The sequence below is a fragment of the Microbacterium laevaniformans genome (assembly GCF_016907555.1).
GTDB lineage: Bacteria > Actinomycetota > Actinomycetes > Actinomycetales > Microbacteriaceae > Microbacterium > Microbacterium laevaniformans.
In genome coordinates this window covers 245,453-258,544 of the sequence record NZ_JAFBCE010000001.1, presented here as the reverse complement: position 1 = coordinate 258,544, position 13,092 = coordinate 245,453, and the positions used below count along the sequence as shown (strand labels likewise).

The following is a 13,092-nucleotide window of genomic DNA, read 5'->3' as shown; positions in this document are numbered from 1 at the left end:
TCAGGTGGAGTGCTCCGTTCCACTCCTGCGCGACGCCTCCGATGATCCGGGGGCACGTTCACTCAACGCAGGCACAAGCCGACCACCATATGAGGGCATGGGGGAAGGGAGCGCAACTACCCACTATAGTCCGCACGACGCGCCATGTCCAGTCGATTCTTGACGCGCCTCCCCGGCTGCGGTATAACCGCGCGGACGCGCTCTCAGAAGCGGCGCGACGATGTCCCGCCGGCGTGGCGGAAGCGCAGCCGCGTGCCCGGCCGCGCCTGGCCCAGCAGATCGCGATCGGCATCCGTCACCACCGCCACGACCGGGTAGCCGCCGGTGACCGGACCGTCCGGGCCGAGGATGACGGGGCGCCCGTCCGGGGGCACCTGGATCGCGCCGGGCAGCATGCCCTCGCTCGCCAGCTCCGAAGTATCGGTGCGCTCGAGCGGTGGTCCGTCCAGGCGGATGCCCACCCGGTCGGCCTGGGTGGACACCGTCCAGACCTCTGCGAACAAGGGCGCCAGCGTGGCGAACCGCTCGGCGCGCGGACCGGGCGCCACCGTGATCTCGAGCTGGGCGGCGGGCGGGGTCCACGGTCGCAGATCGACGGCGGGCACGGCCCCGACCACGTCGCCGCCCACGGCGAGCACATCGCCCGCCGCGAGCGGCGCCGGGCCGAGCCCCGCGAGAGTGTCGGTCGCCCTCGAGCCGAGCAGTGACCGCGCGGCGACGCCGCCGCGGACGGCGAGGTAGGCGCGCGTGCCGTGCGTGAACCCCTCGATCTCCAGCTCCGCGCCCGCCGGCCAGCGGTAGGCGACATAGGGATCGAGTGGGCGGCCGTCGAGGCGCATCGGCCCCCAGGCACCCGCGAGGGCGAACCAGAGGTCGTCCGCGGATGCCGCGGCATCCCGCACCGCGCGGAACCCGCCCATCGTGATCTCGATGCCGGCCGCGGCCGCCGCGGTGCCGACGAGCCGGTTGGCGACGCGCAGCGCCGCACGGTCGGCCGCACCGGACACCGCGACACCGGACGCGAGCGTGCCGCGCCGCCCCTGATCCTGCACGGTCGCCGCGAGGCCGGGCGCCTGCACCCGGATGCCGCCGCCGGCGCGCGACGCCGGTGACGCACCGCGAGCATCCACCGGGCGTTCCGCGGTGGAGCGGCCGGTCACGGGGACGAAGCGCACGAGGTCGCCGGGCTGCAGCAGGGCGGGGGACGCGGCGTCGGGGTCGAACAGCACGGCGGGCGTCGTGCCGATCAGCTGCCAGCCGCCGGGCGTCGACCGCGGGTACGCACCGGAGAAGCGTCCGGCGAGCGCGACGGCGCCGGCCGGCACGCGCGGCCGTGGGCGCGACCGCCGCGGCACGTCGTAGTGCCAGTCCGCGCTGACGAGATAGCCGAACCCGGGGGCGAACCCCGTGAACGCGACCGTCCAGTCGGCCGCCGCGTGGCGCGCCGTCAGCTGCGCGACGCTGATGCCCAGCTCGGCGGCGAGCGGGTGGAGGTCCTCACCGTCGTAGACGACCGGGATCTCGACGGTGCGGCCCGGCGTCGCGACGTGCGCGACGCCCGTCGGGGCCGAGAGCACCCACGTCCGCGCCGACGCGAGCGGCAGCATCGTCGGGTCTACGACGACGAGCACCGTCCGCGCCGCCGGCACGAGGTCGACGACGCCGGGCGGCCGTGTCGCCGTCAGCCGAGCGTGCAGCGCGAGAACGGCGTCGAGGTCGTCCACCTCCGCGAGCAGAGCGCGCTCACCGAAGGGCCGCAAGCGGATGCCGCCGGCAATCACCCCATCGCCGGGAACTACCATGGCGCGGCGATGTCGACGCCCGCGGCATCCAGGGCCGCACGCACGGCACGGGCCATGGCGAGCGCACCCGGCGAGTCACCGTGCACGCACAGCGACGCCGCCGCGGCCTCGACGAGGCTGCCGTCGATCGCCTCGACGACGCCGCCGAGGGCCAGACGCACGGCGCGCGCGGCCACCGCCTCGGGGTCGCGCAGGAGCGCACCGGGATCGCTCCGCGGCACGAGGCCGCCGTCGGGCAGGTAGCCGCGGTCGAGGAACGCCTCGCGCACGAACGGAAGCCCGGTGCGCGACGCCTCGTCGGCGATGACGCCGTCCAGACCCAGGATCGGAACGGCGCGGCCGAGCGCGGCGGACACCGAGGCCACGGCATCCACCACCGCGCGGGCGTGCCCGACGTCGGCGCGGACGGCGTGATAGAGCGCCCCGTGGGGCTTGACGTAGCGAATGTCGGCGACGGCGGCGAGGGTGCCGAGCTGGTCGTCCAGGCTCCGGCGGAGATCGGCTGCGCTCATCGCGAGGGGCGTCCGTCCGAAGCCGGCGCGATCGGGGTAGGAAGGGTGCGCTCCGATCGCGACGCCGGTGCGGGCGGCGCGCTCGACCGCGGCGCGCATCGAGGCCGTGTCGCCGGCGTGGCCCCCGCACGCGATCGACGCGCTCGAGATCAGCGCGAACATGGCGTCGTCGTCCGCCGTGGGCAGCCCGCCGACCGTCTCGCCGAGATCGGCGTTGAGATCGATGACCGCCACGATCCGAGCGTACCGGCGGCCGACCTCCGTCGGTGGGCTCGGCCGACCTGCCTCCGGTCACCTGACTGCGGCGTGCACAACTCCGCCTCACACGCGCCGACCGCGGCCCCCACACCCGGCAACGCCGATTCAGGCGGAGTTGCGCACGCCACGAGCCGAGTGCGGGCGCGCGAGTACCGTGGGAGGCATGGCTCGCGCGCACGTGGAGAACGACGAACCGCAGGCGCGCCTGTCGGACGGCACGATCGCGCGGGTCGTGCCGAGCCGCTACGCCGGCGGCTACGAGCTGGATGTGGACGGCACACCGCAGTCGCACGTCGACCTCGACGACCCCGGGCACCTTCACTTCGAGTACGTCGCGCGGATGGGCGCGGTCATCGACCGGCTGCGGATGCCGGGGCAGCCGCTCACCGCGATCCACCTCGGCGCGGGAGCGCTCACCCTCCCCCGCTACGTCGAGCACACGCGCCCCGGCTCGCGGCAGCAGGTGATCGAGCTCGAGCAGCCCCTCGTCGACCTCGTGCGCGCCCGTCTGCCGCTGCCGCGCGGCGCGCAGGTGCGGGTGCGCATCGGCGATGCGCGCGACGTCGCCGGTCGCCTTCCGGCCGGGCTGCAGGGTACCGCCGACCTCGTGGTCTCCGACGTGTTCGCCGGTGCGCAGACGCCCGCGCACCTCACCACCGTCGAGTACTTCCGCATCCTCGGCGGGCTGCTCGCGCCCGACGGGGTACTTCTCGTGAACGTCGCCGACGGCGCGGGACTCGCCTTCGCCCGCCGCGAGGTCGCCACCGTGCGGGAGGTGCTTCCCGAAGTCATCGTGCTCGCGGAGGTGCAGACGCTGAAGGGTCGCCGCTTCGGCAATCTCGTCATCGCGGCCTCCCCCTCTCCCCTGCCCGTCGAGTGGTTGCCGCGACTGATGGCCGCCGGTCCCCACCCGGCGAAGGTCGCGCAGGGCGCAGAGCTCGACGAGTTCGTCCGAGGCGCCCGAGTGGCGACGGATGCCGATGCCACCGCATCGCCCAAGCCCGCGGCATCCGTGTTCGAACGCTGAGAATCGGCGGCCGCGGCGTGTACAAGCGGGCCCCCCGACGGCCTCGGGTCACACTGGAGTGGTGCGCCTCACGCGGGCGCGTTCGCACGACGATTCGCACGACGAAGGGGGCCTGCCCGTGAGCTACATCAAGGGATACGACCCGCAGACGCTGCGCGAGACGGTGGACCCTCGCGAGTGCCAGGAGCGCCTCGACGAGTTGGGCGACCAGCGCAGCCTTCCGGCTCTGCTCGAACGGGTGTGGCTGCTGAAGGTGCTCGGTCGGTGGGACGAGTCCCTCGTCGTGTCGGAGCAGTCGGTGCGTGTGGCGCGGATGGGCGGGACCCGCAAGGATCTGCTGCGCGCGCGGATCCTGCACGCGAGCGTGCTGCAGGTGCGGGGAGCGTACGCCGCGGCCCACCAGGAGCTGACCACCTGCGCCGAAGAGGCGGAAGGACAGGGCTGGGCCGCCCTTGCGGCGTTCGCCTTCCAGCATCGCGGCAAGGTGAGCTACGACGCCGAGGACTACGCCGACGCCCGCGCCGACTTCAAGCGCGCGCTGTTCCTGCGTCAGCAGACGGGCGCGCCAGAGGAGCAGCTCGAATCGACGCTGCTGGCCATCGAAGCCGCCGACCGCCGTCGCAGCACGGCCGTCGCGAGCTGAGTGTCGGACATCCGTTCTAGCGTGTCCGTATGACCGATCTGGACGTCGTCCGGCGCGAGGCCGAGGCTCTCATCCGTGCGCATCTCGATGCGTCGTGGACGTTCGCCTTCGACAATGCGAAGCGGCGCGCGGGAGCCTGCGACTACACGCGCCAGCGCATCACCGTCTCCCGGTACCTCGCCGCGCGATACGACGACGAGACCAACCGCCAGACGCTGCTGCACGAGGTCGCGCACGCGCTCGCCGGTCCGCGGGCCGGGCACGGCGCGGCGTGGAAGCGCACGGCCCGCTTGCTCGGCTACACCGGCGGCACGACCCATCACGGCGAGACGGCCACCGAGCTGGCCCCGTGGGTGGGCGTCTGCCCCACCGGTCACATCGCCTATCGTCATCGCCGCGCCACGAGGCCGACGTCGTGCGCGCGCTGCTCGGCATCCTTCGACGACCGCTTCCTCTTCGTCTGGACGCGCCGCGAGATCTCACCGGCCACGCGTCGGGCGGCGATGACGCCGCGGGAGGCGGTCGGCGCGCCGCTCTGAGCGCGACTCAGGCGCACGCCGCGAACGTCCCGTCACGCAGCACGGGCGTCGACGACACGGCATCCACCTGCGCGGCGGCGAGCACGTCATCGCGCAGGCCCCGGTCGATGAGCTCCTGCCCCGATCCGCCGGCGGTCAAGAGGTGCCGCAGCGCAGGGCGCAGGCCCCGGAACGCCTCACCGGCGGCCGCCGCCTCGGGCGAGGTGTGGTCGATGCCGAGCGCTCCGAGCGCATCGACGATCGCGCCGGCGCCGAGGAGGTCTTCGACCGCGACGCGAAGGGCGGCGCCGGGTTCACGGGACGAGAGCTCGCCGGCGGCGATGACGAGGATGCTCGTGCGCGCCGCGCGGCGCTGCTGCTCGGCCATGACGGCGGCGGCCACCGCGGCGGCATTGACCAGTGCTCCCAGGAACACCACCGCGTCGCTCTCGGCGGCGCGGGCGGCGACGGCGGCGCCGTTCAGCGACAGGGCGTGGGCGGCGGCATCCAACGCAACGGTCTCGCCCGCCTCGATGCGCCGCGCGACCGTGCTCGAGAATCGGAGCACGTCGACGACGACCACGACATCGGATGCCGCCACGCGCTCGAGCCCCGAGGCGCCCCATTCCATGCGCACCTGATAGCGGGACTGATCGAACGGGGAGGCCATGTCTCCAGGCTACGGGCAGGCGGATGCGAGACTGGGCACATGCGGATCATGCTGAAGCTCGTCCTCGACTGCGATGCGGATGCCGCGTGGCGAGCGCTGCACTCGCCGCGGGCGGTGGCCGATCTGTACGGCCCCTTCGTGCAACTGGTGCCGATGGCGGCAGAGGGGCTGCCGTCGCGGTTGGAGGCGGGCGCCGACGTTCCCGTTCGCATGAGCGTCGCCGGGCGGATCACGCTCGGACAGCAGCTGATCCACGTGAGTGAGCGTCACGTGGACGATGCGAACGGTCCCGTCCGCATCTTCCGCGACAGCGGCATCCCGCTCACCGGTCCCCTCGCGGCCCTCGATGTCTGGGACCACCAGATGGCCGTCTCCCCCGCGCCGGGCGATCCGTCTCGCACGCTCTGGCGTGACCGGCTCGTCATCGGCGGTGCGGCGGCGGCCCCGCTGTGGCCCGTGCTCTGGGCGACGTGGCAGTGGCGCGGCACGCGGCTGAAGGCGCTGGCGCCGACCTGGGCGTACGACCCCGAAGCCGCGGAGGACACCTCCGTCGACCCGTCCGAGCGCTGACGGCCGCCTTCCCGAAAAAGCCGGCGGCCGCGGTCGAAGCCGTGACCGCGGCAGCCGGCGTCCGGGCGCTCCCGACGCGCCCGGATTCTCACTCGGCGAGGGCCTCCACGGCACTCACCCGCGTCGCCAGCCGCGTGGGAACGACCGTGGCGACAACGGTCAGCAGCGTCGTCGCCGCGACGACGCTGAGCACCGGCATCCACGGCACGGCGGGGGCCACGACCGTCGGCGCCGCGAACGACGGCGGCAGCGCGACCGAGCCGAGCAGCGACTGCGCCGCCACCCAGCCGTAGACGACGCCGAGCACGAGCCCGAACGCCAGCGCCGTGATCGTCACGTGCACGGCCTCCAGCAGCACCACGGTGCGCACCTGCGCGGACGACAGCCCCAGCGCGCGCAACAGGCCGAGCTCACGCCGACGCTGCACGACACCGATCGTCAGGAGGTTGACGAGTCCGACGGCGGCGATCACGGCCGACACCGCGACGAGCCCCATCATGATGGCCGCGAACGTGTCGAGCACGCGGCTCAGCTCGGCGGCCGGAACCCCATCGGCTGCGGCGGTCAGCAGCGCTTTCACCGACGCACTCGCGACCGCGAACATCACCACGAGGGTCACCCCCATCACGACACCGATCGCCATCCGGCTGGCGCGCTCGGGGTAGCGCAGCGCATTCTCGGCGGCCAGACGCGCGGGCGCGGAGCGTCCGAAGGCGCGTCCGCTCAGGCGCAACAGCGGCGGCATGACGAGGACGGCCCCCAGCGCGAGAGCGGTGAAGGACAGCACGCCCCCGAAGAAGGCGACGATGACACCCAGCGGCGATGCCGTCCCGACGACCACGCCGCCGGCGAGCAGCGCCGCACCGGAGGACCCGAGCGCGACCGCGACCGCGGTACGCCCGCGCGATCGGGCCTCGTCGCGCGTGCGCGGCGTCGCCCCACCGAGCGCCTGCAGGGGCGTCACCGCCAGCACCCTGCGCGACCCGCTCCAGGCGCCGGCCCAGGTCGTCAGCGCCACGACGGCAGCCGGAACCAGCAGCACCGGCTGCAGCACGGCATAGCCGACGGTGACGTGCAGCAGTGCGTCGGCGGCATGAACGAGCGCGGCGGCGACGGCCGCTCCCACGATGAGGCCCGTCGTGGCTCCGATGACGCCGACTCCGACGCCCTGACTCCCCACCTGGCGGCGCTGAGCCCGCGCGGACGCGCCGATCAGCCGCATCAGGGCGATCTGACGGGTGCGGCCGGCGACGATGGTCGCGAAGGTGTTGGCCGTCACGATCGCGGCGACGTACACGGCGACGCCGACCAGCAGGACGCTGAGGATGCCGAGGACGATCGCGACCGTCTCGCTGTCTCCCAGGTAGGGGTCGGTGCGCGCCCACGTCGCGATGTAGCCGGTGGCGGTCAGCAGCAGCACGCCGAACGCGGACGAGATCGCGGCGACCAGAATGCTCGCCCCCATGCCGCGCTCGCGCAGCCACGCCCCTCGTGTCCAGGCGCGGCGGGGCGCAGCCGTCGGCGGCGCCGCGCGGCCGGCGAGCGCGCTCACGCCCTCACCTCCGCGGCCAGCATGAACGCCGCGACCTGCTCGGCGGTCTGCGCGGGCTTGTCGGCGACGACACGGCCGTCACCGAGGAACAGCACGCGATCGGCATGCGCGGCGGCCACGGGGTCGTGCGTCACCATCGCGATGGACTGTCCGTGCTCACGGCTGGCGGCGGCGAGAAGGGAGAGCACCTCGCGGCTCGAGCGCGAGTCGAGGTTGCCGGTCGGCTCGTCGGCGAAGACGAGGTCGGGCGCCGTCGCGAGGGCGCGGGCGATGGCGACGCGCTGCTGTTGGCCGCCGGACAGCTCGTGCGGCCGGTGCTGCAGGCGTGCCCGCAGCCCCAGGGTGTCGATGAGGGCGTCGATGCGAGCCCGCTCCAGCGCCGTCGGGCGCCGTCCGTCGAGGTCGAAGGGCAGCATGATGTTGCCGATCGCGTCGAGGGTCGGCACGAGGTTGAACGCCTGGAAGACGAAGCCGATCCGACGCCGGCGAAGAATCGTCAGCTCGAGGTCGGACAGACCCGTGATCTCGGTGTCGCCGATCCACGCCCGACCGCTGGTGGCGCCGTCCAGCCCGGCCATGATGTGCATGAGCGTCGACTTGCCCGAGCCCGAGGGGCCCATGATGGCGGTGAACTCCCCGCGGCGGATGCCGACGGTGACGCCGTCGAGGGCGCGCACCCCGCTCTCGCCGCCGCCGTAGGTCTTGGTGAGGCTCTGCACGCGAGCGGCGAGCCCGAGTTCGGTCGTGGTGATCTGCATGATCTCGACGTTACGGAAGGCGTCTGCAGCCCCGCGTCGGCCTCGCGTCGCGGAGACGTACATCGCAAGGATGATGCGGCGACGACGCGCTCTCAGGCCAAGCCGTGCTCGAACGCGAAGACGACCAGCTGCACGCGGTCACGGAGTCCGAGCTTTCCCAGCACGCGGCTGATGTGGGTCTTCACCGTGGCCTCGGAGAGGAACTCACGCTGGGCGATCTCGGCGTTGGAGAGGCCGCGGGCGGCGAGGGCGAAGATCTCCCGCTCCCGCTCGGTGAGCTCGGCGAACGCCGGAGGTGCGGCACGCAGAGGGGACGAGAACTGGGCGAACAGCTCACGCGTGGCCGCGGCGGCGATGACCGCCGAGCCCGACTGCACCGTGCGGATGGCCGCGAGGAGGAACTCCGGATCGGCGTCCTTCAGGAGAAAGCCGCTCGCCCCCTGACGAATGGCCCGCGCGGCCGCCTCGTCGAGATCGAAGGTCGTGAGCATGACGATCCGCGGGGGTGCGCTCGCCAGCGTCGTATCGGACAGCAGCTCCGCGGTCGCAGCGAGGCCGTCCATCACCGGCATCCGGATGTCCATGAGCACGACGTCGGGGCGCGTCTGTCGGACGACCCGCACGCCTTCCGCCCCGTCGCCGGCTTCACCGACGACGGTCAAGTCCGGCTGCGAATCGATGACCATGCGGATGCCGGCGCGAAAGAGGGCCTGGTCGTCGACGAGGACGACACGGATCGGCGCGCTCACCGCGCCGCCTCCGGGACGTGCGAACCCGGCAGCGTCGGCCCGGGCACGCGGGATCCCGGCGTCATCGCTTCGGCGATCGGCAGCGAGGCACTCACCACGAAGACCCGCCCGCGGGGAGCCGCCTCGAGGTGCCCGCCGACGAGTTGTGCGCGCTCCCGCATGCCGATGAGCCCGTGCCCGCGCGCCTCGCCGTCGGCCCGGTCGCCGTGCGCGCCGGCAAGCGGCGACGGCGGATCGATGGGATTGCTCACGGTCAGCTCCACCCCTTCAGGGTGCCACGCCAGCCGCACGCTCACCTCGGAGCGTGCGCCGTGGCGCAGCGCATTGGTGAGCGCCTCCTGCAGGATGCGGAAGACGGCGAGCTGCACGGCCGAGGGCACCTCGGCGGCCGGCATCGGGTCGACATCGACGCGCAGTGCGACCCCCGCCGCGCGCACCTGCGCGTAGAGCTGTTCCAGGTCGGCGAGCGTCGGCTGTGGCCCTTCGGCCTGCGTGTGCCGCAGCTGCGTCAGCAGCATCCGGACGTCGGACAGCGCGGCGCGAGCCGTGGCCGAGATGGTGCCGAGCGTCGCTGCGGCAACGGCGGGGTCGGATGCCGCCGCGTAGCGCGCACCGTCGGCCTGAGCGATCACGACCGCGAGCGAGTGGGCGACGACGTCGTGCATGTCGCGGGCGATGCGGGTGCGCTCGGCCTCGGCGACCGCCGTCGCCTCGGCGAGTTCTTGCGCGCGGCGGTTCTCGCGCGCACGCAGCGTGGTGCGCACCAGCGCACCGGTCGTCCACGACAGCAGCAGGGCGAACGCGGCGGAGGCGAAGGTGGCGACGCTGGCGAACACGTACGTGCCGATGCCGTTCGGCGTGCCCGCTCCGAGCAGGAGCGGCACCACGACGATGTAGGCGGCGATCGCGAACGCACCGACCAGGGATGAGGCGAGCCCGAGCCAGAACGTGCGTCGGGCGCCGTATGCCGCGGTGGTGTAGAGCACACCGAAGATCACGACGTTCGCCGGCAGGGGCGGCAGGCCGCTGGCCATCTGCATGATCGCGGCCACCCAGCAGACCGCGAGCGCCAGCTCCGGCGCGAGGCGCCGGATCGCGCCGGCGGCCGAGAAGACCACGGTGAGAACCAGCGCGACGGCGAGCGCCACGTGCGGCGGCAGCACGCCCGAGCTCACCGAGTCCCAGGGGACGAGGGTGGCCAGCACGGCGAACATCGCGAAGACGCCGGCGGCGACGATGTCGACCGTCAGCTGCGTGCGGGTGAGCGCGCGGAACACGCTTCGACGCTACGCGACGGCGCGTGTCGCGGCATCCATCGCGGGATGTATTGCAGTCGGCGGCGCCCGGCGGCGCTAGGACGCGCCGAGCGGCACGATCGGCCGGTGCTCGTAGAACGTCTGCAGCACGACGGTGGTGCGCGTGCGGACCGACGCGGCGAGACGGATGTCGCGCACGAGGTCTTCGAGTGCGCGCGGCGAGGCGACCCGGGCGAAGAGCATGTAGCTGGCGTCGCCCGCGATGGAGTGGCACGCCTCGATGGCGTCGAGGTGCTCGAGCAGTTCGGGCGCATTGTCGGGCTGGGCGGGATCGAGCGGGGTGATCTCGATGAATGCGGCCAGAGGACGTCCGGCCGCGTCGGCATCGACGATGGCGCGATACCCGGTGATGACCTCGCGGGACTCGAGGCGCTTGAGCCGCGCCTGCACCGCCGAGACGGACAGTCCGACCGCGGCGGACAGGTCGGCGAGGGTCATCCGCCCGTCACGGGAGACCTCGGCAACGATTCGACGGTCGACATCATCTTCCACACATGGAAGAATATCCGATGCGAGCCGCTCAGGCCGTAAATATTCCTGTCAAACGATCGGAGGTGCCCACCATGTCCCTTCTCACGCCCGCGAAGTCCGTCATCGGAGAGCCCGAGGTCGTCGAAGACGACCGACCGATCACGCAGCTCGTCGAAGACGACCGACCGATCACGCAGCTCGTCGAAGACGACCGACCGATCACGCAGCAGCCCGCGTGGCTGGCCCTGAAGGATGCCGTCTCGCAGCTGCAGCCGCTGCAAGCGCAGGACGGCTCGGTGGCGGATCCCGCCCACCGTGATCACGCCGCGGAACTGGTCGCCGTGGTCGCGGAGGCTATCGCGAGCCTCGCCCCGCTGTTCCCGCACGATGGCGCCTACCTGTCGGCGTGCGTCGTCGACCTGCACCGGTGGGCCGACAGCGGCTTCGGCGTGCCCGACTTCCTCGACTCCTTGGTGACCTTCCAGCCGCAGCGCGACCGCGTCGACGGCCTGCGCCATCTCGTCGTCTTTCCGATGTACACGCAGAACGGCTCCCGCGACCGGCACCTGGAGGCGGTGCTCTGCGAAGTGATCTGGCCGGAGTTCATCGCCGAGGTGGAGCACACGTACACCAACGGCCTGTTCGTCTCCCTGCGCCTGCTGGATTTCACGTCCGGCTATGACACGAACTCCGCGGTGCTGTTCCCCGAGACGGTCGCCATGCGTGAGATTCCGGCGTTCACGTGGGGCGCGATCTTCCAGGATCGCGAAGCGGCGCGCTTCCGGCGCGTGGTGGCCGCGGCATCCGAGATCACGAAGCTCGACGTACCGGAGGGCGTCGCGCGCATGCTCACCGACCAGGGCCTGACCGAGCAGACCTTCGTGATGTGGGACCTGATCCACGACCGCAGTCACATGCGCGGCGACCTGCCGTTCGACCCGTTCATGATCAAGCAGCGCATGCCGTACTTCCTGTATTCGCTCGAGGAGCTGCGCTGCGATCTGACCGCGTACCGGGAGTGCGTCGGCATCGCCGCACGGCTGAGCGCGCGGGCCGATCAGGGCGAAGATCTGACGGATGCCGAGCGGGAGATGCTCGATCACGCGCGACTCGTCCCGTACGCCGTGCTCTTCGACCGGATCTTCCGGTTCGCCATCACCGGGACGCGGGTACGCAACTACGACGGTCTCGGCGGGCAGCTGCTCTTCGCCTGGCTGCACCAGCGCGGCGTGCTGCACTGGACCGACACCGCTCTCGCCCTCGACTGGGACGAGGTGCCGGCGGCGGTCATCGCCCTCAGCGATGCGATCGACCGGCTGTACTGGGAGTCGATCGACCGACCGAAGGTCGCGCACTGGCTCGCCGCCTACGAGCTCGTGAGCAGCGTCGTGACCCCTCACCCGGCGTCGCTCTGGGCGCGCGGTCTGCCCGACGACGTGCTGGCCGGAGCCCCGAAGGGCTACACCGACGCCGTGCTGGACGACGAGTTCCCGCTGTCGATGTTCTTCGAGGCGCTCGACAAGAAGATGCAGAGCGTCATCTCCTCGACCACGGGCATCACGGGCCGCGATGGGTGACGGCGTGCGCGGGCGCTCGGTCATGATCGCCGGTGCGACGAGCGCGAGCGGGCACGCCGCCGCCCGCGCGCTCGTGGCGGCCGGGGCGAGCGTCATCGCGGTGGGGCGCCGCGATGACGCTCTCGCTCCCCTGCGCGACCTGGGCGCGCGCACGGCCGTGTGCGACCTCGCCGACGAGGCGGAGGTCGCGGCGTTCGCGGCGATGCTCGCGGCGGACGGCGTGCGTGTCGACGGGCTGCTGCACCTCGTCGGGGGGTGGCGCGGCGGCGGCGGGCTGCGCGGCCAGACCGAGGCCGACTACCGCGCGCTGGAGAGCGGGCTGAGCGCCCTGCGACACGTCACGCGCGCGTGGTGGGACGACCTGAACGCCTCCCCCGCCGCCCGGACTGCGATCGTGTCGTCCACGGCGGTCGCGCGCCCCCTGGCGGGCGGGGCCAACTACGCCGCCGTCAAGGCCGCGGAGGAGGCATGGGCCCGCGCGATGGCGCAGGGCTTCGCGAAGGACGCGCGCGATCGCGGGGTCGCGCAGACCGCGGCATCCGTCATCTTCCGCGTCCGGGCTCTCGCGGGCCTGGAGGAGGCGCTCGGATCGGCCTTCGTCGGGCTCTGGGATGCCGACGCGGCCGAGGTCAACGACACGATCGTCGGCCTCGGCGCGCCGAACTAGAT

Annotated in this window: 14 protein-coding genes; 6 read left to right on the top strand and 8 right to left on the bottom strand. The window is 72.8% G+C overall.

Annotated features, from left to right (window positions below; all coding sequences use genetic code 11):
* Positions 1-203: 203 nt before the first annotated feature.
* The gene (locus JOE53_RS01120; protein ID WP_204946500.1) at positions 204-1,802 is read right to left on the bottom strand and encodes a 5-oxoprolinase subunit B/C family protein; all 1,599 of its coding nucleotides are present in this window, start codon (positions 1,800-1,802) and stop codon (positions 204-206) included.
* Positions 1,796-2,548, bottom strand: a complete 753-nt coding sequence (locus tag JOE53_RS01115; protein ID WP_204946499.1) for a LamB/YcsF family protein — start codon at positions 2,546-2,548, stop codon at positions 1,796-1,798. The genes JOE53_RS01120 and JOE53_RS01115 overlap by 7 nt, the downstream gene beginning before the upstream one ends.
* Positions 2,549-2,735: 187 nt before the next feature.
* On the opposite strand from JOE53_RS01115, the gene JOE53_RS01110 reads away from it, so the two are divergent.
* The 3 genes from JOE53_RS01110 to JOE53_RS01100 all read left to right on the top strand — a co-directional run bounded on the left by JOE53_RS01110 (position 2,736) and on the right by JOE53_RS01100 (position 4,781).
* A complete protein-coding gene (locus JOE53_RS01110) occupies positions 2,736-3,599 on the top strand; it encodes a spermidine synthase (RefSeq protein WP_005050548.1) in 864 nt (287 codons plus the stop codon).
* A gap of 118 nt (positions 3,600-3,717) precedes the next feature.
* Entirely contained in the window at positions 3,718-4,242 is a 525-nt protein-coding gene (locus tag JOE53_RS01105) for a tetratricopeptide repeat protein (RefSeq protein WP_005050549.1), read from the top strand.
* Between the two features lie 29 nt (positions 4,243-4,271).
* Complete coding sequence (locus JOE53_RS01100; RefSeq protein ID WP_005050550.1) at positions 4,272-4,781, top strand: SprT-like domain-containing protein; 510 nt, start codon at positions 4,272-4,274, stop codon at positions 4,779-4,781.
* 7 nt (positions 4,782-4,788) lie between these two features.
* Here the strand turns inward: JOE53_RS01100 and JOE53_RS01095 are convergent, their stop codons facing one another.
* The gene (locus JOE53_RS01095) at positions 4,789-5,430 is read right to left on the bottom strand and encodes a 2-phosphosulfolactate phosphatase (protein ID WP_204946498.1); all 642 of its coding nucleotides are present in this window, start codon (positions 5,428-5,430) and stop codon (positions 4,789-4,791) included.
* Positions 5,431-5,469: 39 nt separating this feature from the next.
* Between JOE53_RS01095 and JOE53_RS01090 the strand changes: the two genes are divergently transcribed.
* Positions 5,470-6,000, top strand: coding sequence for a hypothetical protein (locus JOE53_RS01090; protein ID WP_204946497.1), 531 nt, complete (start codon positions 5,470-5,472; stop codon positions 5,998-6,000).
* Positions 6,001-6,088: 88 nt separating this feature from the next.
* Here JOE53_RS01090 and JOE53_RS01085 read toward each other — a convergent pair whose 3' ends face one another.
* The 5 genes from JOE53_RS01085 to JOE53_RS01065 all read right to left on the bottom strand — a co-directional run bounded on the left by JOE53_RS01085 (position 6,089) and on the right by JOE53_RS01065 (position 10,867).
* Entirely contained in the window at positions 6,089-7,552 is a 1,464-nt protein-coding gene (locus JOE53_RS01085) for an ABC transporter permease (protein ID WP_204946496.1), read from the bottom strand.
* On the bottom strand, positions 7,549-8,310 hold the full coding sequence (locus tag JOE53_RS01080) for an ABC transporter ATP-binding protein (RefSeq protein ID WP_036284644.1): 762 nt from the start codon (positions 8,308-8,310) through the stop codon (positions 7,549-7,551). Before JOE53_RS01080 ends, JOE53_RS01085 begins: the two co-directional genes overlap by 4 nt.
* Positions 8,311-8,402: 92 nt before the next feature.
* Positions 8,403-9,059 carry a response regulator gene (locus JOE53_RS01075; protein ID WP_061683103.1) on the bottom strand — a complete coding sequence of 219 codons (657 nt, stop codon included), beginning with the start codon at positions 9,057-9,059 and terminating at the stop codon, positions 8,403-8,405.
* Positions 9,056-10,336 (bottom strand): sensor histidine kinase, encoded by a 1,281-nt coding sequence (locus tag JOE53_RS01070; RefSeq protein ID WP_061683102.1) that lies wholly within the window; start codon positions 10,334-10,336, stop codon positions 9,056-9,058. Before JOE53_RS01070 ends, JOE53_RS01075 begins: the two co-directional genes overlap by 4 nt.
* 75 nt (positions 10,337-10,411) lie before the next feature.
* Positions 10,412-10,867: an Lrp/AsnC family transcriptional regulator gene (locus JOE53_RS01065; RefSeq protein WP_082784295.1), complete on the bottom strand. Its 456-nt coding sequence runs from the start codon at positions 10,865-10,867 to the stop codon at positions 10,412-10,414.
* Positions 10,868-10,938: 71 nt separating this feature from the next.
* Between JOE53_RS01065 and JOE53_RS01060 the strand changes: the two genes are divergently transcribed.
* Together JOE53_RS01060 and JOE53_RS01055 are read left to right on the top strand one after the other, a co-directional pair.
* Complete coding sequence (locus tag JOE53_RS01060; RefSeq protein ID WP_204946495.1) at positions 10,939-12,423, top strand: DUF6421 family protein; 1,485 nt, start codon at positions 10,939-10,941, stop codon at positions 12,421-12,423.
* Positions 12,416-13,090: an SDR family NAD(P)-dependent oxidoreductase gene (locus tag JOE53_RS01055; protein WP_204946494.1), complete on the top strand. Its 675-nt coding sequence runs from the start codon at positions 12,416-12,418 to the stop codon at positions 13,088-13,090. Before JOE53_RS01060 ends, JOE53_RS01055 begins: the two co-directional genes overlap by 8 nt.
* Positions 13,091-13,092 lie beyond the last annotated feature (2 nt).

Excerpts from the sequence above, each read along its gene's own strand:
- JOE53_RS01120 (WP_204946500.1), bottom strand. The coding sequence starts at position 1,802 with ATGGTAGTTCCCGGCGATGGGGTGATTGCCGGCGGCATCCGCTTGCGG.
- JOE53_RS01110 (WP_005050548.1), top strand. The coding sequence starts at position 2,736 with ATGGCTCGCGCGCACGTGGAGAACGACGAACCGCAGGCGCGCCTGTCG.
- JOE53_RS01100 (WP_005050550.1), top strand. The coding sequence starts at position 4,272 with ATGACCGATCTGGACGTCGTCCGGCGCGAGGCCGAGGCTCTCATCCGT.
- JOE53_RS01095 (WP_204946498.1), bottom strand. The coding sequence starts at position 5,430 with ATGGCCTCCCCGTTCGATCAGTCCCGCTATCAGGTGCGCATGGAATGG.
- JOE53_RS01090 (WP_204946497.1), top strand. The coding sequence starts at position 5,470 with ATGCGGATCATGCTGAAGCTCGTCCTCGACTGCGATGCGGATGCCGCG.
- JOE53_RS01080 (WP_036284644.1), bottom strand. The coding sequence starts at position 8,310 with ATGCAGATCACCACGACCGAACTCGGGCTCGCCGCTCGCGTGCAGAGC.
- JOE53_RS01060 (WP_204946495.1), top strand. The coding sequence starts at position 10,939 with ATGTCCCTTCTCACGCCCGCGAAGTCCGTCATCGGAGAGCCCGAGGTC.
- JOE53_RS01055 (WP_204946494.1), top strand. The coding sequence starts at position 12,416 with ATGGGTGACGGCGTGCGCGGGCGCTCGGTCATGATCGCCGGTGCGACG.